We start from the raw sequence: 24,201 nt of genomic DNA, 5'->3' as shown, positions 1-24,201 counted from the left end.
GTCAGGCTCTTTCATGTTCTTGTTCCAGCACCATCTTCTCGTGGGCCAGGAAGAAGGGGCGGTAGAGCACATAGCTGTTGAGGATGCAGACCAGGCTCATCAGGCCATTGCTCCAGCTGCCGTTGGCCGCCCAGGCGGCGCCCAGCGGGGAGGGCATGGACCAGGGCAGCAGGGCGATGAACCTGTCGAGAAACCCCCACTGGGTCAGCTGCCAGGCGAGCACGGCGTTGATCAGTGGCACGCCGATGAAGGGCAAAAAGAACAGCGGATTCATGATGATGGGAAAACCGAACAGCAGCGGCTCATTGATGTTGAACATCGAGGGTATGAAACCCAGCTTGCCTACCGACTGAATCGAGTGAGAGCGACTGCGCATGGCCATGAACACCAGTGGCAAGGTAGTCCCAATCCCCCCGATCAGCAGGTAGTAGTCCCAGAACCCTTGCAGGAAGATATGGGGCAGGGGCTCTCCCGCCATCAGCGCGGCCTGGTTGGCGCTTACCCCGGCCATCCAGAAGGGTGACATCAATCCGGTCACTATCAGGGCGCCGTGGATCCCCATGAACCAGAGCAGATGGGCGATCAGCAGGGTGATCAGCAGGGCGGGCAGGGTGTCGGCCCCCACGATCAGGGGCCGGAACAGGGCGGCCATGAAGTCCGGCAGACTGATCCCGAACTGCTGCTGCAACCAGAGCCGCAGCAGACTCAGCGAAAGCATGATGAACAGCAGCGGCACTATCAGCTGAAAGCCCCGGCGGGTCATCACCGGCACCTCGTCCGGCATCTGGATGTACCAGCCCCGGCGATAGAAGAACCGGGTCACTTCCACCGAGTAGAACGCCATCAGCAAGGCCGTGAAGATCCCGGCCCCCCCCAGATAGCCAAACACCCCGGGTTGCAGCGAACGAAAGTCGATCAGCATCAGGAAGGCCATGCAGCCCCCCAGACCGCAAAGGCGCTCCGGCATTTCGTATGCCTTGGCGAGGCTGGACGCCGCCCCAAACGCGATGATCAGCGCCACCAACCCCAGGGTGTGGGAGTAGACGGGAAACAGGAAAGGATGCAGCGCCCGCGCCAGCCAGTGCAGCCACTGTCCGAAGGCGTGCGGCGTGTCGGGGGCGATGGGAGGATAGAGGATGGGGACCAGCAGGCTGCCGACGATGACGAAGGGCATGGCCAGCTGAAAACCATCGCGCAAGGAGAGCACATGGCGACTGCGGGTCAGCCAGTTGGCAAACGGTACCATGCGCTGCTCTATCATGCCGACCAGCATTGCCATCCATTGCAGATTCATCACGTTATTCGGTTCCTTGTCATCCTGATGCCCCTTGTCATCACGGGGCTTGGGCGCCATTTTGACGGCTTTGTGGTTTTGTTTCCGTAATATCCGCGACCATTTTGCCATTTCATTACCTCGCTCACACTTCCCGACCCCTTGAACCGGAAAATCCCGATCCCGCTCACACATCAACGGATTCTTTTTGGAAACCGGTTTCCAAAAAGAATCCGTTCGATCCAGAATGCGCCATCCGTTACGAACGTCTGGAGAATCGGGAAATGAAAAAAATCATGTTGTGCTGCTCTTCCGGCATGTCCACCAGCCTGCTGGTCAAGAAGATGAAAGAGGAGGCGAACAAGCGGGGACTGGACGCCGAGATACAGGCCTTCGGTGCGGCAGAGTTCGATCTGCAGATGCCCCACTACCAGGTGGTGCTGCTGGGGCCCCAGGTCAAATACATGCAGGCCGAGTTGCAGCAGCGAGCTTCGGCTCATGGCGTGCCTGTCGACACCATCAACATGATGGATTACGGCATGCAACGGGGTGACAAGGTCCTCGACCATGCCCTCACCCTGATCGGCTGATGCGCAGACCCCAACCAGTGAATGTCACAAGGAAACCTTCATGAACACCCTTTACGAGCGCTTTGTCAGTACCATTGAGAACCGGGTCAGCCCGCTGGCCGGCCGGATCGGCCAGCAGAAATACGTGCAGGCGATCCGTGACGGCTTCATCGCCGCCTTGCCCTTCATGATCGTCGGCAGCTTCATGCTGGTGTTCATCTTCCCCCCCTTCTCACCACAGACCCAATGGGGATTTGCCCGTGCCTGGCTCGACTTCTCGGCCACCTATCAGTCCCAGTTGCTGCTGCCGTTCCAGTTGAGCATGGGGCTGATGACCCTGTTCATCTCGGTGGGAATTGGTGCCAGCCTGGCGCGGCAGAACGGTCTGGACCCCGTCACCACAGGCCTGCTCTGCCTGATGTCCTTCATGCTGGTGGCCGCCCCCGTCAAGGAGGGTGCCATCTCCATGCAGTATTTCTCCGGCCAGGGGATCTTCACGGCCCTGATCACCGCCATCTATGCGGCCGAGGTCTATGCCTTCCTCAAGCGCAACAACATCACCATCAAGTTGCCGCCCCAGGTGCCGACGGGGGTCGCCCGCTCGTTCGAGGTGCTGATCCCTGTGCTGGTGATCATCCTGACCCTGCACCCGCTCAACCTGATCCTGGAGAGCACCACCGGCATGATTTTGCCGGAGGCCATCATGTCGCTGGTCAAGCCGCTGGTGGCGGCCTCCGATTCCCTGCCTGCCATGTTATTGGCGGTGCTGGTGTGCCAGGTGCTCTGGTTCGCGGGGATCCACGGTGCCCTGATCGTCACCGGCATCATGAACCCGTTCTGGATGGCCAATCTGGCCAACAACCAGGCCGCCATGGCGGCCGGTGAAGCGCTGCCCCACATCTTCCTGCAGGGCTTCTGGGATCACTACCTGTTGATCGGTGGCGTCGGCTCCACCCTGCCGCTGGCCTTCCTGCTGCTGCGCAGCAAGGCCGCCCACCTGAGATCCATCGGCAAGATGGGCGTGGTGCCTGGCCTGTTCAACATCAACGAACCCATCCTGTTCGGTGCGCCCATAGTGATGAACCCTGTGTTCTTCCTGCCCTTCATCCTGGTACCCATGATCAACGCCACCCTGGCCTGGTTTGCTCTGGATATAGGTCTGGTGGAGCGGGTTGTCTCTCTCACTCCCTGGACCACCCCCGGCCCCATCGGCGCCTCCTGGGCCGCCAACTGGGCCATCAGCCCCATGGTGCTGAGCCTGCTCTGCATGTGCTCCGCCGCTGCCATGTATTACCCCTTCCTGAAAGCCTATGAGCGCACCCTGCTCAAACAGGAAGAGCAGGAAGAGAGTCCGAAAACGCCGGAGCTGGCCGCCGCCACTCGTTGATTGCCTGCCGGGGCCGCCTGGCGGCCTCTTTTTTCAAGCTTGGAGTAACACGAGATGCAATACCGTTTTCCTGAACAGTTCTGGTGGGGCAGCGCCTCCTCCGCCGCTCAGGCCGAAGGCGCCAGCCTCCAGGGTGGCAAGGCCCCAACCATCTGGGATCACTGGTTCGAGCAGTCCCCCAACCGTTTCCATCAGCAGATAGGGCCGGCGCAGACCTCCGGTTTTTATGAGCATTTTCGCGATGACATCCGTCTGCTGAAGCAGCTTGGTCACAACAGCTTTCGCACCTCCATCGCCTGGTCCAGGCTGATCCCGGCTGGCCGGGGGGAGCCCAACCCGGAGGCTGTCGCCTTCTACGACGCCATGCTCGACGAGCTCAAGGCCGAGGGGATCGAGCCCTTTATCTGCCTGTTCCACTTCGACATGCCCATGAGCATGCAGGCGCTGGGGGGCTGGGAAAGCCGGGACGTGATAGAGGCTTACGCCGAGTTTGCCGAGACCTGCTTCAGGCTGTTCGGGGGCAAGGTCAAACACTGGTTCACCTTCAACGAGCCGATCGTGCCGGTGGAGGGGGGTTACCTCTACGACTTCCACTATCCGAACGTGGTGGACTTTCGCCGCGCCGCCACCGTGGCCTATCACACCATGCTGGCTCACGCCAAGGCGGTGCAGGCCTATCGCGACCAAGGCCAGGATGGCCAGATCGGCATCATCCTGAATCTGACCCCTTCCTATCCGCGCTCGCAACACCCGGCGGATCTGAAGGCGGCCAACATTGCGGATCTGATGTTCAACCGCAGCTTCCTGGATCCGGCGGTCAAGGGGGAATACCCCGCCGAGCTGGTCGAGCTGCTGCGGGAATACGATCAGCTGCCGGCCTGCGAGCCGGGCGATGCCGCCCTGCTGGCGGCCGGCAAGATAGACCTGCTGGGGGTCAACTACTACCAGCCGCGCCGGGTCAAGGCGCGCAGTCACGCGGTCAATCCTGCCAGCCCCTTCATGCCGGAGTGGTTATTCGACTACTACGAGATGCCGGGGCGCAAGATGAACCCGCACCGGGGCTGGGAGATCTACGAGCAGGGGATCTACGACATCCTGGTCAACCTGCGCGACCACTACGGCAACATCCCGAGCTACATCTCCGAAAACGGCATGGGGGTCGAGGGGGAGGCCAGGTTCAAGGGAGAAGATGGCCAGATCCAGGATGACTACCGCATCGGCTTCATCCGGGATCACCTCATCTGGCTGCACAAGGGGCTGTCGGAGGGCTGCCAGTGCCGGGGCTATCACCTCTGGACCTTCATCGACAACTGGTCCTGGAGCAATGCCTACAAGAACCGTTACGGCTTCATCGAGCTGGAGCTGGAAAGCCAGACCCGGCGTATCAAGAAGAGCGGCCAGTGGTTTGCCACCGCCGCCCGTGAGAATGGCTTTGACTGATTATTCTGTCACCTGACCCCCTATAAAGAGCGCCAGCCCCAGGGCCGGCGCCCATCATCAAGGAGTGTGTATGTTCGATCTGGAAGAGACCGTCATGGGTCTTATCATCAATGCCGGCATGAGCCGCAGCCTCTGTTTCGAGGCGCTGCGCCAGGCCAGGGCCGGCCAGTTTGCGGAGGCTGACGATCTGTTGCGCCAGGCCGCCGAGGCCGCCAATGCCGCCCATGCAGTACAGACTCGGCTGATCGAGGCGGATGAGGGGGAGGGCAAGATCCCGGTCACGCTGATCCTGGTCCACGCCCAGGACCACCTGATGACCGCCATGTTGGCCCGAGAGCTGGTCACCGAGCTCATCGAGCTGCACCGCAAGCTGGCTGCCTGAGGAAGACGATCATGTTGCGACTCGGACTCGACATCGGGGGCACCAAGATCGAGGCTCAACTGCTCGATGGCCAGGGCGTCAGCCTGCTGCGCAAGCGTATCGCGACCCCGACCACGGGGTACGGCGATTTCCTGGCGGCCATCACCGAGCTGGTGAGGGAGATACGGCAGGCGATGGACAGCGTCTTCACCATCGGCATAGGGCTGCCCGGGGCGATCGACCCGCAGACGGGTCGCATCAAGAATGCCAACTGTCTGTTTCTCAACGGACAAGACCTTAAAGGAGACTTGACCCAGGCACTGGGCCAGCCGGTGTGGCTCGCCAATGACGCCGACTGTTTCGCCCTCTCGGAGGCCGTCGACGGGGCGGGAGAGGCGGGCAGGGTAGTGTTTGGCATCATCCTCGGCACCGGCTGTGGTGGCGGCTTGGTGGTCAATCGCCAGCTCGTCGTCGGTCCCAACGCCATCACCGGGGAGTGGGGTCACAATCCGCTGCCCGGCTACGATCCGGCGCTTGATGGCCCAACCCAGCCCTGTTACTGCGGGCGCAGCAACTGCATCGAGCGGTTCGTCTCCGGGACAGGGTTTGCCGGCCGTTTCGTGGAACGCCACGGCCGCGGGCTGTCGCCGCTTGGGATCATCACGGCTGCCGCCGAGGGGGATGTGGAGGCAGGGGTCCACTATGACCACTTCATCCATGCCCTGGCCCGCAGCGTCGCCAGCCTGATCAATGTGCTGGATCCGGATGTCATCGTACTGGGGGGCGGCCTCTCCAACATCGCCTCCCTCTATCGCGATCTGCCGGCGGCAGTGATCCCCTACCTGTTCTCGGCGCAGTGCCTCACCCCCATAGTGCCTGCCCGCTACGGAGACAGCAGCGGGGTACGCGGCGCCGCCTGGCTGCCGAGCTGCGTCGAAGGAGCCACCACATGGGCCATCTGAGCCGTGGCCGAGGAGAGCGCGCCGACTCGCCTGCCCCGGCGGGCGATGCCTGTCAGGGGCTGAGACACAGCCTCGGGCCCTAGCCCCCACCCGATTTGATCCATGCCCTTTGCCCCACATTGCGTCGCGATGGGGGAAAGGCATGCCCGAATTTGTCCTCCCTTCAGGGAGACAGATAAATAAGTGCTTGTATATCAAAAACATAAAACTCAAGGAATGATAATAATGAAACTGACAAACCTGTCCGCCCAGCTCCTTGCCATCCTGGCCCTGAGCACCCCTTTCATGGCCAGCGCCGTGGTGGAGACCAACACGGACTTCGGGCGCCTGAGCCTGGGGGGCGATGCGGAGATCAACCTGAACGCATCCAACACCACCCGTGGCAACGTGCTGGGGCAGACCAGCGAGACCCGCACCGATCGCTGGGACGAAGATGGTCGCCTGCTGCTGAACTTCCTCGGGGTACGGGAGCTGGAAGATGGTCGCTATGGCCAGATCCAGATCCAGCCCACCATAGGCACCAATGGCGGTGCCGGTGCCGATGACGCTTACCTGGGGTTCGGCCAGCGCAGCAACTGGGGGATGAAGGTCGGCCGCTTCGAGGCTTATGACATGTTCCCGCTGGGTCAGGACATCTTTGTCGAGCATTCCGGTGACAGCGCCAACGACCTCTACTCCGATGGCAATGGTTATGTCTACATGCTCAAGGAGGGTCGTGGCCGGGCTGGCAAGGGAGGCCAGCTGCTGCTCAACAAGGAGACGGGCAACTGGTATCTGGAGCTCTCCACCCTGATCGGAGATCGCACCAATCTGTTTGCAGGCCAGCAATACCATGGCTATGCGCTGACCAAGGCCAAAGACTCCATCATTGTTCGTCCCGTCATCGCCTGGAAGGGGGAGAACCTCAAGGTCGCCCTGGGGGCCGAGGGCAACGTGATCAGCGACGCCATCGTCACCAGCGACGACGTCTCGGTGTCCGATCGCATGGGTTATGGCCTCACCACCAGCTGGACCCAGGATGCCCTGGTCATCAATGCCAACCTGGCCCGCATGGATGCCGAGGCTGAAACCGATACCACCCTGGGCGCCAACCTGCTCTGGCACAATGCCGGCCTGGGTTACGTCTACGCCATCAACGACATCAGCAGCGCCAATCTGAACAACACCAGCGCCGATTTCAGCAAGATGGTGGGCAAGCACACCATCAACACCGTCTACGCCTCCTACAAGATCCCGAGCGTGCTGGACCTGAACAACTTCGATATCTATCTGGGAGCCTACTGGTCCCAGCTGAATGTCGACAGCGGCGAGGTGGACAACATGAACCGCTACGGTGGCCGGGTGCGTTTCAAATATTACTTCTGATGGAAGCCAGATTGGCAGAGGGGGGCAAGGGCCCCCCTTTTCCATTGACCAGAGTGCCGGCCCTTACCGGAGGTCGCTGGCCTGTGCTAGGATGGAGGCCTGTTAACCGGTTACCGTTGATGAAGCCATGGCCAATATTACCGATGTGTCGCGCCTCGCGAATGTGTCTAAAGCCACCGTTTCCCGCGTCCTGAGCGGCTCGCGCGGCGTGCGTGAAGAGAGCCGGTTGGCCGTGTTGCAAGCCGCCGAGCAGCTGAATTTCCGACCCAATGCCACGGCTCGCTCCCTGGCGACCCAGGCGACGGATTGTGTGGGCATCATCCTCTCCCCCCAGCTTGGCAATCGTCTGGCCAGCATGCTGCCGTTGCTGGAAGGGGCCTTGGCCAAGACGGGCAAGAGCATGCTGGTGCGCTTTGCCGACGAGGCGCAGCAACAGCAGCTAGCGGTCGATGAACTGCTGGGAGGCCGTTGTGACGGAGTGCTGGTGCTTGGTACCAAACAGCCTCTGAATCCAGACCCGCGCCTCATTCAGCTCGATGGGGTGAGCGACACCGCCAACCTCAACCTCAGCTATGACCTGACCTTCGCCACCGAGAGCGCCTGTCGCTTCCTGCTCGGCAAGGGTCATCGCCAGCTGGTGCTGATGCTGGATGACAAACTGTCCCCAGCCGGAAAGAGCGCCATCCAGGGTTATCAGCAGGCACTTCAGCAGCAATCTCTGCCCTATAACAGCCAGCTGGTGATCGACGGTACCGACAACCAGCAGGCGCTGCTCGGCCTGCTCAATCGCTACCTGCCCTTCACGGCGCTGGTGGTGCAGCAAGATGCCCAGGCCGCCGACGCCATGAGGCTGTTGCGCGAGTTCAACCTCCATATCCCTCAGGATGTCTCCGTCATCAGCCTGGAGGGCTCCTCCCTGGCGAGCCAGCTGACCCCGCCGTTGACCTGCATCGAATACCCGAGTGAGCGGCTGGCCCAGGAGAGCGTGCGAGTGTTGCAAGCACAGCTGGCGCAGAGTCTGCGACCGGCCGATGAGCAGCAGAAATTCCAGGGGCGTCTGGTGGTGCGTGAATCCGTGGTGGCCCGCTAGGGCTTGACCTTGCCGCGGGCGTCAGCTTTAGGCTGACGGCACATCCACAGAGGAGAGATCCCATGACCATAGAACTCACCGTTTCCGGCATGTCCTGCGGTGGCTGCGCCGCCAGCCTGCAGAAGGCGCTGCTGGCCCAGAGCGCTGTCAGCCAGGCCCGGGTCGATTTTGGCAGCCGCAAGGCCGTCATCGAGAGCGAACTGAGCAAGGCCGAGTTGATCGCGCTGATCGAAGCTCAGGGATTCAGCGCGGAGTGATTTATCCCTATATGGGTAAAAATCAGACCAATATTCTGTTTGCTTGTTTCTATTGTTGAGAGCGATCACTTAAAAACGATCTAAACTGGATGAAAATGCTGCGGTCAACTAACCCAAAAGGATTGCAGCATGACTCACCCTATCCGCAAGACCCTGCTCGCCGTCGTCCTCGGCATGACCCTATCCCCCCTGGCCATGGCCCTGCCGCAGGTTCATATTCTGGCGACCGGTGGCACCATAGCCGGTGCGGGGCAGTCCGCCACCCAATCCAACTATGAGGCAGGCAAGGTAGCCATCGAGACCCTGATCGCCGCCGTGCCCGAGATGAAGAACGTGGCCGAGGTGCAGGGGGAGCAGGTGGTCAAGATCGGCTCCCAGGACATGAACGACGAGGTGTGGCTCAAGCTGGCCAAGCGGGTCAACGAGCTGCTGGCCAAGGATGACGTGGATGGGATCGTCATCACCCACGGCACCGACACCATGGAAGAGACCGCCTATTTCCTCAACCTCACCGTCAAGAGCGACAAGCCGGTGGTGCTGGTGGGTGCCATGCGCCCCTCCACCGCCATGAGTGCCGACGGCCCGCTGAATCTGTATAACGCCGTGGTTACCGCCTCCGACCCCAGCTCCAAGGGCCGTGGCGTCATGGTCGCCATGAACGACACAGTGCTGGACGCCCGGGACGTCACCAAGACCAACACCACAGGGGTGCAGACCTTCGCCGCCCCCAACTTCGGCCCGCTGGGTTACATCCACAACGGCAAGATCGACTACCAGCGCAGCCCGGCCCGCCTGCACACCAGCAAGACTCCATTCGACGTGAGCAAGCTCGACAAGCTGCCGCAAGTGGGCATCGTCTACAACTATGCCAACGCCACCGATCTGCCGGCCAAGGCCATGGTGGATGCCAAGTTTGACGGCATCGTCAGCGCCGGGGTGGGCAACGGCAACCTCTATCACAGCCTGTTCGACACCCTGGCCAAGGCGAGCAAGGACGGCATCCGTGTGGTGCGCTCCGCCCGCGTGCCGACCGGTGCCACCACCCTGGATGCCGAGATCGACGACGCCAAGTACGGCTTCGTGGCCGCCGGCACCCTGAACCCGCAGAAGGCGCGTATCCTGTTGATGCTCTCCCTGACCCAGAGCAAGGATCCGGCCCAGATCCAGCGCTGGTTCCAGCAGTTCTGATCCCGGGGTTCAACCCGCGAACCTAAATCCATGAAGAAAGGGCAGGATCCGATCCTGCCCTTGCTGATGGCGCCATGTTCAGATGCCAGGTGCCTTCAGCTCACCATCAGCCAGCCGCAGAAACCCAGATACACCAGCCCCACGCAGGCCAGCCTGCCCGCCGTCATCCGCCCACGGCTGAAGCCCCACCACAGCAGAGCCACCGCCAGCAGGGTCACCAGGGAGGAGACCAGCATGGTGCTGTCGAGCAACCAGGGGGTCAACAGCAGGCAGAACGCCTTGGGAATGGTGCCCTGGATCATCATGGCGCCGGAGATGTTGGCCAGCGCCAGCCGGTACTTGCCCTGCCGCACCCAGATCAGCACGTTCATCAGCTCGGGCATCTCGGTCGCCACCGGGCTCAGCAGCAGGGCCGCCAGCACGGGGGAGAGGCCGAACAGCTCGCCCATGCTCTCCAGCTGATGGACAAACAGCTGGGCCGCCAGCGCGACAACCACCAGGGCTCCCAGGGTCTGCAGCAGCACCTTGCGAAGGGCCGGGATGCCGGTCTTGGGATCCAGCTTGAGGGGGGAGGGCAACTGGGTCTCGTGGCTGTCGGTCTGTTTCAGCTCGCGCCGCACATAGAGGAGGTATGCCAGCACGAACAGCGGGGCCAGCCAGGTCTTGCCGGTGAAGGCCACCATGCCGAGGGCCACCGCCACCAGGAAGATGCCGACAAACCAGGCCTGATCCCGACCAGTCTCGCGCTGCACCTCGCCATTGATGACCCTGTGCTCAGGGCCCATGCACAGCAGCAGGGTCAGGCCGACGGCGGCATAGCCTATGGTGGAGAGCACCAGGGGGCCGCCGAGGGCGGCGCCTATCCCAATCTGCTGCTGGGCGGGGGCATCCCCCATCAGCAGGGCGCTCAGGGTGACTATGCATTCGGGCAAGGCAGTGCCGAGGGCCGCCAGCAGGGAGCCGGTGGCACTCTGGGAGAACTTGAGGTGATGGCCGGTCCATTCGATACCGTTGACGAAATAGTCGCAGGCCAGGTAGATGGTGGCGGCAGAGAGCAGAAATAACAGCAGGGTGATCAGCATAATGGGCAACCGCCAGGCGAGCAGAACAACCGATGGACCCGATACGGCTCGCCCGGCTGGCTTGCGTATCGAGGCCAAAGGTCTTGCAGGACGATAGATGCTATCGCCGCCCATGCCATGGATCGGCAGATCCAAGAATGTTGACATGAGCCCGGCCCGGATTTCGGGCGGGTTGCTACTCCCCAATGACAGTGCGGGGTTTTTACCAGGAGACGGGTCACCCCACAAGGAAAATGGCGGCTCATCCCCCGGCAACTTGTAAGGGGATGTAACCTGGCCAGCGACCAATTCCACCAGTCTGCTCGCCAGGATCCGGATCCCGCCCACAGGATCCTCGCCTTGGCACAGGGATTGCTATGAGTTGACTACTGTCCACATTGACTTGGGAAGGGTGAACGATGAAACGGTGGATCCAACATTTTTATCAGCTGAATCGCCTCAACTGGCTGATGGTCTGGCTGCTGCTCTGCTGCAGCATCATATTGCTGTTCCCGGCCGGGCTGATGAAAGGCGCCGTCAGTCAGTGGGCCACGGCTCACGCCGCCTGGCTGGGGGTCGGCATGCTGATCGCCATCTCCTACTTCTGCAGCCAGGGTTTCCTGATCGCCTGGGAATGGGCCTGTGACGAGTGGCAATCCCGCCGTCAACAGGATCAGCTGGCCCAGATGATAGGCTTCCTCGACTTCAACGAGAAGGCGGTGCTGCGCGAGTTCGTGCTGCAACGCAAAAGCGTCATAAACCTGCCGATCACCGAGCCTGCCGTCAAAAACCTGATGGATGCCGGGGTGCTCACCTATGCCTATGGCAAGCCGGTGCGAGAGAAGGAGGACGAAAACCAGATCCGCGCCCTGATGATTGCGCTGCCTGCTCGGCCGCTGCTCACCTACAAGGTGCTGGGGCTGTCGCGCGGCAAGATGAGTGACGAACAGGTGGAGCAGATCATGAATGCCAGACCCAAGTTCGCCCAGAAGAGCTTTCAGCGCTGAGCCGCCACCATCCTTCAGACAAAAGAGCCGGACACTGTCCGGCTCTTTGCTATCTGGTTGATAGCTATTCGGTTCTTGCCTTGAGATAACCGGCGTAGTCGGGCACCTGTACGCTGAATGCCTGCTGCATGTGCGGGCTGTCCATGATGAAGTCCGCCGTCGCTTCGTTGGTGGCGACCGGGATGTTCCAGACAGCCGCGAGGCGCAGCAGCGCCTTCACGTCAGGATCGTGCGCCGCGGCATTGAGGGGATCCCAGAAGAAGATCATCACGTCGATCCTGCCCTCGGCAATCAGGGCGCCGAGCTGCTGATCGCCCCCCATGGGGCCGGAGAAGAGGCAGGTGATGGGCAGCTGTGCCTTCTTGCCGAGCAGGGTGCCCGTGGTGCCGGTTGCATAGAGGTGGTGGAGCTTGAGCTCCTCCTTGCGGCGCAGCACCCAGTTCAGCAATGGGGTCTTCATGTTGTCGTGAGCCACCAGGGCTACCCGCTTGTGGGGCGCCATCTCACGTGCAATCAGTTCCATGGAAATCATCCGTAGCAAAGTGATGGGAATAGGGCAGTATCCTAATCGAAAGCGGCGCCCGCTGCTTTGCCCTGCATCGTAACTGTGATCACTGCAATGGTTCAATCCGGCTTGGGGCTGTGCCTCGTTCGCCGGATCCGGCGGTGCGCCCAGTATCGTGAAGGGGGTTGGCTGACGGAAACAACCCGGTTGGCCCTGCCTGGCAGAGAGTAATGCCCGTATGTTTCAAATTCATGCCTGGGCTTGAAGCTGGCGGCCCAGAAAAAAACCCGCCTTGGCGGGTTGGGGGCAGGTCTTGATGGCATCCGTACTCAGGATGATTCGCTATGAAGCTGGGATTGCTGATAATTTTCCAGGCCGATGCGAGCGATGAGATCGAGCTGGGTTTCCAGCCAGTCGACGTGTTCCTCCTCGTCTTCCAGGATATCCTGGAACAGGTCACGGCTGACGTAATCATGGACGGACTCGGCATAGGTGATGGCCGTTTTCAGGTCGGGAATGGCATCCATTTCCAGTGACAGATCGCAGCGTAACATCTCTTCGACTGTCTCACCGATGCGCAGCTTGCCCAGATCCTGCAAGTTGGGTAGTCCTTCCAGAAACAGCACTCGCTTGACCAGCTCATCGGCGTGTTTCATCTCATCGATGGACTCATGATATTCCTTGTGCCCAAGCCCCTTGAGGCCCCAGTCATCGTAGATGCGGGCGTGCAGGAAATATTGGTTGATGGCAACCAGCTCATTGGCCAGCACCTTGTTGAGGTGGGCAATGATTTTGGGATCTCCTTTCATCGACATTACTCCTCGTATTCGAGCCTAGGGCACCGATCACTAGAGCGTAGTCGAGAAAAATGACCATAAGAAGATGGCGAATCGGCTCCCCTGCAAGGGAGAGCATCCGCTCGATGAGGTGAGGGGTCGGGAAGAGGCGCTTCAGGCTACTTCGTAATAAAGGGGCGCCTGCTCCGACTCCAGCTTGTCGATCTCGGTGGCGATGATCTCCATCGCCATGCGCACGCACTTGCCACATTGGGCACCGACTTCCAGCGACTGTTTCAGCTGTCTGAACTCGGTCTTGCCTGCCTGTACCGCCTTGCGGATCTGGTTATCTGTGATGCCGCGGCACAAACACACGTACATAATAGTGGACCTCATGCTGGAATGAGATGAAATCTAAATGAGAATGGTTCGTAGTGCAAAGAACGAATGGTAATAAGATCCCCTGCTTGCCAGTGATTCCCCCCTTGAGGAGAATGCAACCATCAGAGAGGAGATGAACATGCTCAAGAAACTATTCAGTGCCCTGTTCAAGGGGCAAGCCGCCCAGATAGTTGATGTCACACCCACCGAATACGCCGGCTATCTCATCTATCCCGAACCCATGGCGGAAGGAGGGCAGTTCCGGCTTGCAGGGCGCATCACCAAGGATGTGGATGGTGTGCTGCAGACTCATCGCTTCATCCGCTCCGATCTGTTCGCCAACCCAGCCGACGCCGAGCGCTTCATGGTGCAAAAAGCCCATACCTTCATCGATCAGATGGGGGAGCGCATGTTTGAACCTCGCGTCAAAGCGGGCGACAGTTCAGCCTCATGACCCCAGCCGAGGTGGATCTGTTGCGTCAGGCTCTCGCTCGCACCGGTGAGCGTCGCCTGATCTGGCTGGAAGGGATCGAAGCCGATTGCATCACCCGCGCCGAACCCTTGCTGGGGGAGGCTGTCTTCTGGCTGGGGGATGGCCCCGAACGCCATAAGCCACTGCCTGCCGCCAAGGCGCTACAACGGCTCGGTCAGGAGTGCGATACCCTGGTGTTCAACGCCTTCAGCGGTTTTCATCCCGATGCCTTCGGTGCCCTGGCGGGGACGCTGCGCGCCGGTGGTCTGCTGCTGCTGCTGACTCCTCCCAGAGCGGCGTGGCCAGCCTACCCGGATCCGGACAGGCTGCGACTGGTCGCCCAGCCTGAGGGTGCAAAGCTGGCGGGTCATGGTTTTATCGCCCGCCTGGTGCGGCTGCTGACAGGGGATCCTGCCCTCTCTTTGAACCCTCCCATCGGCGGTGAGCCCTGGTGTCCTCTTGACGCAAGCCGGCCACTCAGCACCGATCAAGCCCGTGCGCTGCCAGCCATTCACAAGGTGTTGCATGGTCATCGTCGCCGTCCGCTGGTGCTGAGCGCGGATCGTGGCCGCGGCAAGAGTGCGCTGCTGGGGCTAGCCAGCGCCGATCTGCTGCGTCAGGATCCCGGCCTGCGGATAGTAGTGACGGCTCCTTCCCAGGCGACCGTCGCCACGCTCTTTGCCCATGCTTCGGCCGCGCTGGCAGATACGCCAGAGCGGCTGGCGGGCCTGACCTATGTGTCGCCAGACCGAGTGGCTCAGGGTGATATGCAAGCGGATCTGCTGCTGGTGGATGAGGCCGCCGCCATTCCGACGCCTCTGCTGGAGGCCATCCTGGCCCGTCACAGCCGCATAGTGTTTGCCACCACCGAGCACGGCTATGAGGGGACGGGACGTGGTTTTCATCTGCGTTTCAAGCGGGTGCTCGACAGGCAGACCCCGGATTGGCAGGAGCTGCATCTGGCGGAACCCATCCGCTGGAGCCGGCATGATCCGCTGGAGCCGCTGATCTTCCGGCTGCTCGGCCTCAATGCCGACATAGTGGCACCGGCTCCCCCGAAAGCACCAAGCTGGCGCAGGTTGGCGCAGGAGGCGCTGGCCGGGGATGAGGCGCTGCTCAATCGGGTGTTCGGCCTGCTCGTCCTGGCCCATTATCAGACCAGCCCCAGCGATCTGCGGTATTTGCTGGAGAGCCCCGATCTCGACATCCACCTGCTGGAGCAGGAGAGGGAGCTGCTCGGTGTTGCCCTGGTGGCCCGGGAAGGAAACATAGCGCCTGCGCTCGCTCATGACATCTGGGCCGGGCGAAGACGTCCCCGCGGTCATCTGCTGCCCCAGTCGCTGCTGGCACACGCCGGCTTCATCACGGCAGGGGAGCGTACCTATGCCAGGGTGATGCGCATCGCCATTCATCCCACCTTGCATCGCTTGGGGCTGGGTTCTCTGTTGCTGGCGCAGTTGGAAACACACTACCGCACGCAGGGATACGACTATCTGGGGTCAGCCTTTTCTGCAAGTCCCGATCTGCTGCCATTCTGGCTCAAGGGGGGCTTGACGGTATTGCGCATCGGCCTGCAGCGGGATGCAGCCAGCGGCAGCCATGCGGCCTTGTTGCTCAAACCACTGAAAGCGGAGCTCGATTCGGAGCTGGCTCAATGGCGACGGCGCTTCGTGAGCCAGTTGCCCACCCTGCTGGCGGGAGAACTCAAGGGGTTGGAGCCCGAACTGGTCTGGCTATGTCTGAGAGGTGGCCTGGCCGTAGAGGCGCCCGAACTGGATGAGTTCGAGTATCAGGAGCTCGACTGCTTTGCCCATCATCACAAGCCGTTCGAGCTGTGCCAAGCCAGCCTGCAACGCTGGCTGGCCAGTCGGGTGACTGTGCTGGATAAACTGCTCCCTGACGAGCGTCGGCTGCTGATCGCCCCCATCTGGCAGTATGTGCCCTGGGCCGAGCTGGCAAAGACGTTGGGCGTTGCTGGCAAGCCTGCACTGATCAAGCTGCTACGTAGCCTGCTGGCCCGGCTGTTGGACAAACCGGCGTCCATGGCCTGACAGCGAAGAGATGACCACGGCGGTACGAGAAGACGCCGCTGGTCGCCACAGATGAACGAGGGGCCTATCTGGCCCCCTTATCTTTTGTCGCGCGGCCCTGGCCGCTCGCTACCGGATATATCTTGTGATTGGGCCGTTCAGGGTGATGCCATGGGGCAATGGCCGCCGCCAGCACGCCCTCGTTTACCCCGGATAGGATGCCAACTGCTCTGACGAGTCCTTCGTCGGCTGGCATCACTTTGGTTTTTTCAGAATATGGACTAATACTTGAGTGTGACTGAGAGTTTAATAAATGCATTATTTTCAGATGGTTAGCCTTTTAGCTGTCAATGCTTGCCATCTTTTCTAACGTGCACAGGGAGTGCAATGTGGGAAAAAATGCAATCAACCATGGCGCATGGATGGTGTGGCTCGCCAGCAGCAGTGTTTCAGCCAACGACATCACATTCAACATGACACGCGGGGCGACCGCCATCAGCCAGCAGGTGTATGACCTGCATATGACGATCTTCTATATTTGCTGCGCCATTGGCCTGATCGTCTTCGGGGCCATGCTCTGGTCCATAGTCCACCACCGAAAGTCTCGCGGCGCCAAGGCCGCCCAATTCCACGAGAGCACCCGCATCGAGCTGTTATGGACGGCCATACCTGTGCTGATCCTGGTCGCCATGGCGGCACCGGCGACCTCGACACTGCTGAAGATGGAGGATACCTCCAAAGCCGACCTGACCGTGCTCATCACGGGCTCGCAATGGAAATGGCATTACAAATACCTCGAGCATCCGGTGGAGTTTTACTCCTTGCTGGCGACCAGCAAGAAGCAGATCTCGGGCGACGAACCCAAGAGCGGCACCTATTTGCTGGAAGTGGATCAGCCTCTGGTGTTGCCCGTCGGCAAGAAGATCCGATTCCTGATGACCTCGGACGACGTCATCCACTCCTGGTGGGTTCCCGCCTTTGCCGTGAAGAAAGATGCCAATCCCGGTTACATCAACGAGTCCTGGACCCGGATCGACAAGGCTGGCACCTACCGGGGGCAGTGTGCCGAGCTGTGCGGCAAAGACCACGGCTTCATGCCCATAGTGGTGGTGGCCAAACCTGCCGAGGAGTTCGATGGCTGGATCGCCAAGACTGCGGCAGATCAGGCGGCTGCCAAGGCCCAGCAGCAAGATCAGGCCAGCCAGACCATGACGCTGCCGCAGGCCATGGAGCTGGGAGAGAAGGTCTATCTGGGCTATTGCGCCGCCTGCCATCAGCCCGCGGGTACCGGCTTGCCCGGCATCTTCCCGGCCCTCAAGGGCAGCAAGGTGGCGACGCTGCCAGAGCAAAGAGCCCAGCACCTGGACATAGTCCTGCATGGCAAGAGCGGAACCGCGATGCAGCCCTTCGGCAAGCAGCTGACGGCGCAGGAACTCGCCGCCGTCGTGACATACGAGCGCAATGCCTGGGACAACAAGACCGGTGATGTCATTCAGGCTGCAGAGGTGCTGCCCCTTCTGAACCCAGTCGATCCAAACAAGGACAAGTGAGGCGCCAGCATGAGTGATGGAATCACGGATACCCTGCACAGCGAGCACGCCCACCAACCTGCATCGGGCCTGAAACGCTGGCTATACACCACGAATCACAAAGATATCGGCACCCTCTATCTGCTGTTCGCCCTGACCATGTTCTTCACCGGTGGCGCCATGGCCATGGTGATCCGGGCCGAGCTGTTCCAGCCCGGGCTGCAACTGGTCGAGCCCCTGTTCTTCAACCAGATGACCACGGTACATGGCCTCATCATGGTCTTTGGCGCCGTGATGCCCGCCTTCACCGGTCTCGCCAACTGGCTGATCCCCATCATGATCGGGGCCCCGGACATGGCGCTGCCCCGGATGAACAACTGGAGCTTCTGGATCCTGCCGTTTGCGTTTCTGATCCTGCTGTCGAGCCTGTTCATGGAGGGCGGTGGCCCCAGCTCGGGCTGGACCTTCTATGCCCCCCTGTCGACCAAATACAGCGGCAACAGCACTGCGCTGTTCGTCTTTGCCATCCACATCATGGGGATCTCCTCCATCATGGGAGCCATCAACGTCATCGTTACCATCTTCAACCTGCGGGCGCCGGGCATGGGCTGGATGAAGATGCCGCTGTTTGTCTGGACCTGGCTTATCACGGCCTTCCTGCTCATCGCGGTCATGCCGGTCCTGGCGGCGGCGGTGACCATGGTGCTGACGGACAAGTATTTCGGGACCAGCTTCTTCGATGCGGCCGGGGGCGGGGATCCTGTGCTGTTCCAGCATATCTTCTGGTTCTTTGGCCATCCGGAGGTGTACATCATGATACTGCCGGCCTTTGGCATCGTCTCCAGCATCATTCCCACCTTCTCTCGCAAGAAACTGTTTGGTTATCGCTCCATGGTCTATGCCACCAGCAGCATCGCCTTGCTCTCCTTCATGGTCTGGGCTCACCACATGTTTACCACTGGGCTGCCGGTGGTCGCCGAGCTGTTCTTCATGTACGCCACCATGCTGATCGCGGTGCCGACCGGGGTGAAGGTATTTAACTGGGTGGCCACCATGTGGCGGGGGTCCCTGACGTTCGAAACCCCCATGCTGTTCGCCATCGCCTTCATCACCCTGTTCACCATAGGTGGCTTCTCGGGGTTGATGCTGGCCATGATCCCGGCCGATTTCCAATATCACGATACCTATTTTGTCGTGGCCCATTTCCATTATGTGCTGGTCACCGGCGCCGTCTTCTCTATCCTGGCCGCCGCTTATTACTGGTTGCCCAAATGGACGGGGCACATGTATGACGAGCGACTCGGGCAGTGGCATTTCTGGTGCTCGCTCATTTCGGTCAATGTGCTCTTCTTCCCCATGCATTTCGTCGGTCTGGCGGGCATGCCCCGTCGCATTCCGGATTACGCGCTGCAGTTTGCCGACTTCAACATGCTGATCAGTCTCGGCGGCTTCGCCTTCGGGTTGTCGCAGTTGCTGTTCGTCTGGGGGGTGATCAAGTGCATCAGGGGAGGGCAGCAGGCGAGCAATCAGGTATGGGAAGGGGCGGAGGGGCTGGAGTGGACGCTCTCATCCCCCCCTCCCTACCACAGCTTCAAGACCCCGCCAGAGGTGCGGTAAGGAGATCATATGGCTCAGGTCAATCACGGTCCCCTGCTCAGAAAGCTGGCCTTGGTGGTGTTTGTCATGTTCGGGTTCGCCTTTGCACTGGTGCCGCTGTATGACGTCTTTTGCAGGATCACCGGCCTCAACGGCAAGACCGCAGTACAGCCGGCCACGACCGAGCGGGCGGTGATCGACAGCAAACGGACCATCCAGATCGAGTTTCTTGCCCATGCGGACACCCAGATGCCGTGGCAGTTCAGCGGCGAAACGGCGCGGTTGTCGGTGCGGCCTGGGGAAATGAAGCTGGTCAATTATCGGGTGTTCAATCCCACCGATCGCACCATGATTGGTCAGGCGGTGCCGTCGGTCTCGCCCGGTCCCGCCGCCGCCTATTTGAAGAAAGTGGAGTGCTTTTGCTTCAACCGTCAGGAGTTGCAGGCGGGGGAGAGCAAGCTGATGCCGCTCAAGTTTTATGTCGACCCCGATTTGCCCGACAACATAAACACCATCACGCTCTCCTATTCACTCTATGAGATCACTCAGTCCACCCCAGCCCCGACGCTGGCGCAGAGGAAATAATCATGGCCAAAGTGAACCAGACGTATTATGTCCCGGACCAGAGCCGCTGGCCCATCATAGGGGCGGTGGCCTTGTTTTTCCTGGCTTTCGGGGCGGGGCATCTGGTCAATGAGGTGGCGAGCAAGCAGGCCGGGGTCGGTCGGTATTTGATGATGGCTGGCGTTGCCTTGCTGATCTTCATGCTGTTTGGCTGGTTTCGCCACATTATCCAGGAGTCCATGACCGGGCTCTACAGCGCCCAGATGGACAGATCCTTCCGGCAAGGCATGGTCTGGTTCATCTTCTCCGAGGTGATGTTCTTCCTGGCCTTCTTCGGGGTGCTGTTCTATGCCCGCCAGCTTGCCATGCCCTGGCTGGACGGCGCGGGCAACAAGGCGATGACGGCCCAGTTGCTGTGGCCGGATTTCTCGGCGCACTGGCCCATGGTCAAGACCCCGGGAGGGACCACGACCCAGGCCATGCCCTGGCACGGTATCCCCCTCATCAATACCCTGATCCTGCTCGGATCCTCCGTCACCCTGCTGTTTGCTCATACCGGGCTGGAGAATGGAAAACGCAGTCGTCTCAAGGGGATGCTGCTTGTGACCGTGCTGCTCGGGTTGGCGTTCCTGTGGCTGCAAGGCTATGAATACCTCCATGCATACCGGGATCTGGGGCTGCGACTGGACTCCGGCATCTACGGCAATACCTTCTTCATCCTGACTGGATTCCATGGCTTGCATGTCACCCTGGGGACTGTATTCCTGCTGATCATCTGGCTGCGGATAGTGTTGAAGGATCACTTCACCGCCGAGCGCCACTTCGCCTTCCAGGCCGCGGCCTGGTACTGGCACTTCGTCGACGTGGTCTGGCTCTGCCTCTTCGTGTTCGTCTACCTGCTCTGAGGTCGGGATCAGTAAGGGCGCGGGTTGGGCTCCAGCCAGCCCATCATCAGGGAGAGCAGCAGGATGGCGACCACCAGCAGGGAAAAGAACACCCGACGCCCCAGCGGGGCCGACATCTTCTGGGGGTGACCCGTGGTCATCATCAACCAGAGGGCATGAAACAGCTGTCCTATGATGAGCAGCAGCATCAGTACCAGCACTATCTTGATCAACATGTTGGAGCCCTCCGTTATATGCGTGACATGGCAACATGGGATAAGCAGCGACCATGGCATCACAGGCGCTGGATCGTACTGATGTTCACTCTGGTTGTGACGGCGGGTTTGTGCAAGCTGTCGCTCTGGCAGTGGCAGCGGGGGATGGAGAAAGAGGCCTGGCTGGGACGGATGGCGGTGGCGCAGCAGGTGGCGCCAATGGCGCTTGCCCGGATCGACTGGCGCAACCTTGAGTCACTGGATGGCCTGTCACTGGGAGGGGAGGTCGAATGGGTGTCCCCTCATGTCTGGTTGCTGGACAACCAGGCGGTGGCGGGCGAGATCGGTTACGACGTCATCATACCGGTACGCGCCGGTGATGCCCGTCCCTTGTTGCTGGTCAATCTGGGCTGGGTGCCTGCACCCGCCAGCCGGCAGCAGCTGCCAAGTCCCGTCATCCCGGCAACTCTGGATCTCGACGGTCTGCTGCGCACGGCCCCCGGTGGCGTCTTGCTGGGTCAGAACATCGAGTCCGGCCCCTATCCTAACCGGCTGCAGTCCATCAGGGTGGATGCCTTGAGCGAGATCCTCGGCGCGCCCCTCGCTGACGCCGTTTTTTATCAAAGGCAGACTCCCTTCCTCCACCACTACCAGCCGAATGTCATGCCGCCCGAGAAGCACAGGGCATATGCAGTGCAATGGCTTGGGCTGGCGCTGGTGATGCTGGTGGGGGGGCTGGTGCTGACAAGGAGGTTGTCCCCATGAACTCATGGTCAAGATGGAAGGTGCCTGTCCTCTTTGGGCTGGTGATACTGCTGCCTGTGGTACTGGCTGCGCTGACCCTGAGGCAGGGCTGGTATGAACCCGGTACTCGCAACAAGGGGGCCTGGTTGGATCAGGAGGTCTATCTGTTGCAGCCGCTCCCGCCCCATCAGAACCAATGGCGACTGGTCTATCTGGCCGCCCGGCGTTGTGAGGCGCAATGCCAGCAGGTGCCCGAGTTGATGTCGCGGATCCAAAGCGCCCTTGGCCGCAATCTGGACAAGCTGGATCTGGTGCAACTGGCCGATGCGCCGCCGCGTGGGGCGAACGGAGCTGTGCGGGCGGGCGATATGATGCTGGTGGACTCGCAAGGGCTGGCCATCCTGCGCTACGAGGTGCCGGCCAGCACGGCGGCGTGGCCGCTGCTTGGCAAGGCCGTGCTGTCGGATCTGCAGCAACTGCTCAAGTATCAGCGAGGTGTGCAATGAACGCGCACCTGAGGCCTGTGTCGTGTGTCCTGCTGCCATCATCCGGTTACAAGCGTCAGCGGGGGGGCGTATGAAGATACAGAAGAGGCTCGCATCGATCGCCATCGTGCTGGCGGTGCTGGTCATCGTGCTCGGTGCCTATACCCGACTGACGGATGCCGGGCTGGCCTGCCCCGATTGGCCTGGTTGTTACGGCTCCATGGCCGTTCCCCAATCCGTGCATATGGAGCGGGCGGCCCAGCTCTACCCGGATACGCCGCTGGAGCCTCACAAGGCGCGCAGCGAGATGGTCCACCGCTACTTTGCCGGTGTGCTGGGCTGTGTGATTGCGCTGCTGTTCGTGCTGAGCTGGCGTGCTGGCGGCCGTCTGCGTCGCCTCTCTGGGGCCTTGCTGGTGCTGGTGGTTGGGCAGGCGGCGCTGGGCATGTGGACGGTGACGCTGGCGCTGCACCCTCTGGTGGTGACCACCCACTTGCTGGGTGGGTTCACCATCCTGACCCTGCTCTGGCTCTATCGGGCCGAGCTTGCGCGCTTCCCCGCGAACGCCCCCCTCTGCCGCGGTCAGGGCTTGCCCTGGCTCGGCAATGCGGCCTGCGGTGTGCTGCTGCTGCAGATAGCGCTGGGGGGCTGGACATCGGCGAACTATGCGGCCATGGCCTGCGTCGAGCTGCCTCTCTGCCAGGGGAGCTGGCAGGCGCAGTTGAACTGGGAGGAGGCCTTTCATCTGCCGCTTGGCCACGCCAGCTATGAGTTCGGGGTGCTGAGCAAGGAGGCGCGCCAGACCATCCATATCGCCCATCGTCTGGGAGCCCTGGCCACCGCCCTGCTGGTGGGGGGCTTTGCCCTCGCCCTGATCCGTCAGGGGGCCCCGTTGCGCTTCCTGGGGGGGCTCTTGCTGGCCCTGCTGCTAGTGCAAATTGCCTTGGGGCTGGCGAATGTCCACCTGGCCCTGCCGTTGGCCAACGCCCTCGCACACAACCTGGTGGCGGCGCACCTGCTGGTGTGTTGTGTGCTGGCCCGTGGGCGGCTCTCCCGCCCCCGGCTTTCCCCCTCGCTGTCGCCTGAGGCGATCAGGAGTCAGACATGAACAGCAAGTCCTTGGCCCGCCTCATCGACCCTCGGCTGCTGCGGGCCTACTACCAGCTGACCAAGCCCAAGGTGGTGGCCTTGCTGTTGCTGACCGCCTGGGTCGGCATGCTGCTGGCAGAGCCGACCCAGGCCTCCCTGGACGAGATGGTGCTGGGGTTGGCGGGGATAGGGCTGCTGGCTGCCGGGGCCGCGGCCATGAACCACTCTCTGGATCACGGCATCGATGCCCAGATGCGCAGAACGCGCTGGCGACCGGTCGCCATGGGGCGGATCGGGCCCAAGTCTGCGATGGCGTTTGCGCTCTGGCTGGCGTTGATGGGGTTCGTCTTGCTCTATTGGGGTGTGAATCCCCTGACCGCCTGGCTGACCCTGGCCAGCCTGTTTGGCTATGCGGTCGTCTATACCCTGTTGCTCAAGCGGGCCACGCCACAGAACATAGTCATCGGCGGGCTGGCGGGCGCCATGCCGCCGCTGCTGGGCTGGACCAGTATCACGGGACAGCTCTCGGCCGAGCCCTGGTTGTTGGTGATGATCATCTTTACCTGGACGCCGCCCCACTTCTGGTCCCTGGCCATCCACAGACGGGATGACTATGCTGGCGCGAACATTCCCATGCTGCCCGTCACCCACGGCATAGCGTTCACCAAGACGGCCATCCTGCTCTATCTGCTGATCCTGACCCTGGTCTGCCTGCTGCCCTACCTGATCGGTATGTCCGGGCTGATCTATCTGATCGGCAGCCTGGCGCTGAACCTCGGGTTCTGCTGGCATGGCTGGTTGCTGAAGTATTCGGATCGCCCCGGTCAGGCGATGCGCACCTTCCGCTTCTCCATCTATCACCTGATGTTGCTGTTTGGCCTGCTTGTTCTGGACCACCACTGGCTGTGGCGGCTGTCATAGGGGGGAGGTATCTGGCAGGGGATTTGCGTAGTTGCTTGTGCATTCAGGCT

26 protein-coding genes and 1 riboswitch are annotated in these 24,201 nt (G+C 61.3%); of the genes, 20 read left to right on the top strand and 6 right to left on the bottom strand.

Annotated elements, in window-relative coordinates:
* Position 1: 1 nt before the first annotated feature.
* Positions 2-1,294: a PTS sugar transporter subunit IIC gene (locus ACB030_RS14920; RefSeq protein ID WP_371160824.1), complete on the bottom strand. Its 1,293-nt coding sequence runs from the start codon at positions 1,292-1,294 to the stop codon at positions 2-4.
* Between the two features lie 263 nt (positions 1,295-1,557).
* Between ACB030_RS14920 and ACB030_RS14915 the strand changes: the two genes are divergently transcribed.
* The 9 genes from ACB030_RS14915 (at position 1,558) to ansB (ending at position 9,892) form a co-directional block, all read left to right on the top strand.
* Positions 1,558-1,863: a PTS sugar transporter subunit IIB gene (locus ACB030_RS14915; RefSeq protein ID WP_371160822.1), complete on the top strand. Its 306-nt coding sequence runs from the start codon at positions 1,558-1,560 to the stop codon at positions 1,861-1,863.
* Positions 1,864-1,903: 40 nt separating this feature from the next.
* Complete coding sequence (locus ACB030_RS14910) at positions 1,904-3,229, top strand: PTS sugar transporter subunit IIC (RefSeq protein WP_371160820.1); 1,326 nt, start codon at positions 1,904-1,906, stop codon at positions 3,227-3,229.
* A 54-nt stretch (positions 3,230-3,283) separates the two neighbouring features.
* Positions 3,284-4,669 carry a glycoside hydrolase family 1 protein gene (locus ACB030_RS14905; RefSeq protein ID WP_371160818.1) on the top strand — a complete coding sequence of 462 codons (1,386 nt, stop codon included), beginning with the start codon at positions 3,284-3,286 and terminating at the stop codon, positions 4,667-4,669.
* Positions 4,670-4,739: 70 nt separating this feature from the next.
* Positions 4,740-5,051, top strand: coding sequence for a PTS N,N'-diacetylchitobiose transporter subunit IIA (gene chbA / locus ACB030_RS14900; RefSeq protein ID WP_025328403.1), 312 nt, complete (start codon positions 4,740-4,742; stop codon positions 5,049-5,051).
* Between the two features lie 11 nt (positions 5,052-5,062).
* Positions 5,063-5,992: an ROK family protein gene (locus ACB030_RS14895; protein ID WP_371160816.1), complete on the top strand. Its 930-nt coding sequence runs from the start codon at positions 5,063-5,065 to the stop codon at positions 5,990-5,992.
* A gap of 225 nt (positions 5,993-6,217) precedes the next feature.
* Positions 6,218-7,357 carry a carbohydrate porin gene (locus ACB030_RS14890; protein ID WP_371160814.1) on the top strand — a complete coding sequence of 380 codons (1,140 nt, stop codon included), beginning with the start codon at positions 6,218-6,220 and terminating at the stop codon, positions 7,355-7,357.
* Between the two features lie 127 nt (positions 7,358-7,484).
* Entirely contained in the window at positions 7,485-8,447 is a 963-nt protein-coding gene (locus ACB030_RS14885) for a LacI family DNA-binding transcriptional regulator (protein WP_205642546.1), read from the top strand.
* A 62-nt stretch (positions 8,448-8,509) separates the two neighbouring features.
* Positions 8,510-8,704, top strand: coding sequence for a heavy-metal-associated domain-containing protein (locus ACB030_RS14880; RefSeq protein ID WP_371160812.1), 195 nt, complete (start codon positions 8,510-8,512; stop codon positions 8,702-8,704).
* Between the two features lie 129 nt (positions 8,705-8,833).
* Complete coding sequence (gene ansB, locus ACB030_RS14875) at positions 8,834-9,892, top strand: L-asparaginase 2 (RefSeq protein ID WP_139745638.1); 1,059 nt, start codon at positions 8,834-8,836, stop codon at positions 9,890-9,892.
* A gap of 95 nt (positions 9,893-9,987) precedes the next feature.
* Here ansB and ACB030_RS14870 read toward each other — a convergent pair whose 3' ends face one another.
* Complete coding sequence (locus ACB030_RS14870) at positions 9,988-10,974, bottom strand: sodium:calcium antiporter (RefSeq protein WP_371160809.1); 987 nt, start codon at positions 10,972-10,974, stop codon at positions 9,988-9,990.
* A 4-nt stretch (positions 10,975-10,978) separates the two neighbouring features.
* Positions 10,979-11,170: riboswitch (yybP-ykoY riboswitch) on the bottom strand.
* 202 nt (positions 11,171-11,372) lie between these two features.
* Between ACB030_RS14870 and ACB030_RS14865 the strand changes: the two genes are divergently transcribed.
* On the top strand, positions 11,373-11,960 hold the full coding sequence (locus ACB030_RS14865) for a superinfection exclusion B family protein (protein WP_025328396.1): 588 nt from the start codon (positions 11,373-11,375) through the stop codon (positions 11,958-11,960).
* A gap of 64 nt (positions 11,961-12,024) precedes the next feature.
* On the opposite strand, the gene ACB030_RS14860 is transcribed toward ACB030_RS14865, so the two are convergent.
* The 3 genes from ACB030_RS14860 to ACB030_RS14850 all read right to left on the bottom strand — a co-directional run bounded on the left by ACB030_RS14860 (position 12,025) and on the right by ACB030_RS14850 (position 13,622).
* Positions 12,025-12,483: a methylglyoxal synthase gene (locus tag ACB030_RS14860; RefSeq protein WP_162520173.1), complete on the bottom strand. Its 459-nt coding sequence runs from the start codon at positions 12,481-12,483 to the stop codon at positions 12,025-12,027.
* A 311-nt stretch (positions 12,484-12,794) separates the two neighbouring features.
* Positions 12,795-13,274 carry a bacterioferritin gene (gene bfr, locus ACB030_RS14855; RefSeq protein ID WP_025328394.1) on the bottom strand — a complete coding sequence of 160 codons (480 nt, stop codon included), beginning with the start codon at positions 13,272-13,274 and terminating at the stop codon, positions 12,795-12,797.
* A gap of 141 nt (positions 13,275-13,415) precedes the next feature.
* Positions 13,416-13,622, bottom strand: a complete 207-nt coding sequence (locus tag ACB030_RS14850) for a bacterioferritin-associated ferredoxin (RefSeq protein ID WP_139433903.1) — start codon at positions 13,620-13,622, stop codon at positions 13,416-13,418.
* Positions 13,623-13,761: 139 nt separating this feature from the next.
* Between ACB030_RS14850 and ACB030_RS14845 the strand changes: the two genes are divergently transcribed.
* From ACB030_RS14845 to ACB030_RS14820, 6 genes are all read left to right on the top strand, one after another.
* The gene (locus ACB030_RS14845; RefSeq protein ID WP_371160806.1) at positions 13,762-14,076 is read left to right on the top strand and encodes an HlyU family transcriptional regulator; all 315 of its coding nucleotides are present in this window, start codon (positions 13,762-13,764) and stop codon (positions 14,074-14,076) included.
* A complete protein-coding gene (locus ACB030_RS14840) occupies positions 14,073-16,145 on the top strand; it encodes a tRNA(Met) cytidine acetyltransferase TmcA (protein WP_371160804.1) in 2,073 nt (690 codons plus the stop codon). Before ACB030_RS14845 ends, ACB030_RS14840 begins: the two co-directional genes overlap by 4 nt.
* A gap of 401 nt (positions 16,146-16,546) precedes the next feature.
* Positions 16,547-17,674: a cytochrome c oxidase subunit II gene (gene coxB, locus ACB030_RS14835; protein WP_371160860.1), complete on the top strand. Its 1,128-nt coding sequence runs from the start codon at positions 16,547-16,549 to the stop codon at positions 17,672-17,674.
* A 9-nt stretch (positions 17,675-17,683) separates the two neighbouring features.
* Positions 17,684-19,270: a cytochrome c oxidase subunit I gene (gene ctaD, locus ACB030_RS14830; protein ID WP_139433907.1), complete on the top strand. Its 1,587-nt coding sequence runs from the start codon at positions 17,684-17,686 to the stop codon at positions 19,268-19,270.
* Positions 19,271-19,279: 9 nt separating this feature from the next.
* Positions 19,280-19,834: a cytochrome c oxidase assembly protein gene (locus tag ACB030_RS14825; protein ID WP_371160802.1), complete on the top strand. Its 555-nt coding sequence runs from the start codon at positions 19,280-19,282 to the stop codon at positions 19,832-19,834.
* Positions 19,835-19,836: 2 nt separating this feature from the next.
* Positions 19,837-20,718 carry a cytochrome c oxidase subunit 3 gene (locus tag ACB030_RS14820; protein WP_041204951.1) on the top strand — a complete coding sequence of 294 codons (882 nt, stop codon included), beginning with the start codon at positions 19,837-19,839 and terminating at the stop codon, positions 20,716-20,718.
* 8 nt (positions 20,719-20,726) lie between these two features.
* Here ACB030_RS14820 and ACB030_RS14815 read toward each other — a convergent pair whose 3' ends face one another.
* Positions 20,727-20,933: a DUF2909 family protein gene (locus ACB030_RS14815; protein ID WP_268422370.1), complete on the bottom strand. Its 207-nt coding sequence runs from the start codon at positions 20,931-20,933 to the stop codon at positions 20,727-20,729.
* Positions 20,934-21,014: 81 nt separating this feature from the next.
* Between ACB030_RS14815 and ACB030_RS14810 the strand changes: the two genes are divergently transcribed.
* The 4 genes from ACB030_RS14810 to cyoE all read left to right on the top strand — a co-directional run bounded on the left by ACB030_RS14810 (position 21,015) and on the right by cyoE (position 24,151).
* A complete protein-coding gene (locus tag ACB030_RS14810; protein WP_371160799.1) occupies positions 21,015-21,677 on the top strand; it encodes an SURF1 family protein in 663 nt (220 codons plus the stop codon).
* A complete protein-coding gene (locus ACB030_RS14805) occupies positions 21,674-22,162 on the top strand; it encodes a hypothetical protein (protein WP_247625454.1) in 489 nt (162 codons plus the stop codon). The genes ACB030_RS14810 and ACB030_RS14805 overlap by 4 nt, the downstream gene beginning before the upstream one ends.
* Positions 22,163-22,232: 70 nt before the next feature.
* Positions 22,233-23,249, top strand: coding sequence for a heme A synthase (locus ACB030_RS14800; RefSeq protein WP_371160797.1), 1,017 nt, complete (start codon positions 22,233-22,235; stop codon positions 23,247-23,249).
* Positions 23,246-24,151, top strand: coding sequence for a heme o synthase (gene cyoE / locus ACB030_RS14795; RefSeq protein WP_371160795.1), 906 nt, complete (start codon positions 23,246-23,248; stop codon positions 24,149-24,151). Before ACB030_RS14800 ends, cyoE begins: the two co-directional genes overlap by 4 nt.
* Positions 24,152-24,201: the final 50 nt, after the last annotated feature.

It is taken from the genome of Aeromonas sp. S16(2024), assembly GCF_041403065.1.
Taxonomy (GTDB): domain Bacteria; phylum Pseudomonadota; class Gammaproteobacteria; order Enterobacterales; family Aeromonadaceae; genus Aeromonas.
Note: the sequence above shows the minus strand (reverse complement) of the source record. Positions and strands in the feature narration are given on the sequence as shown.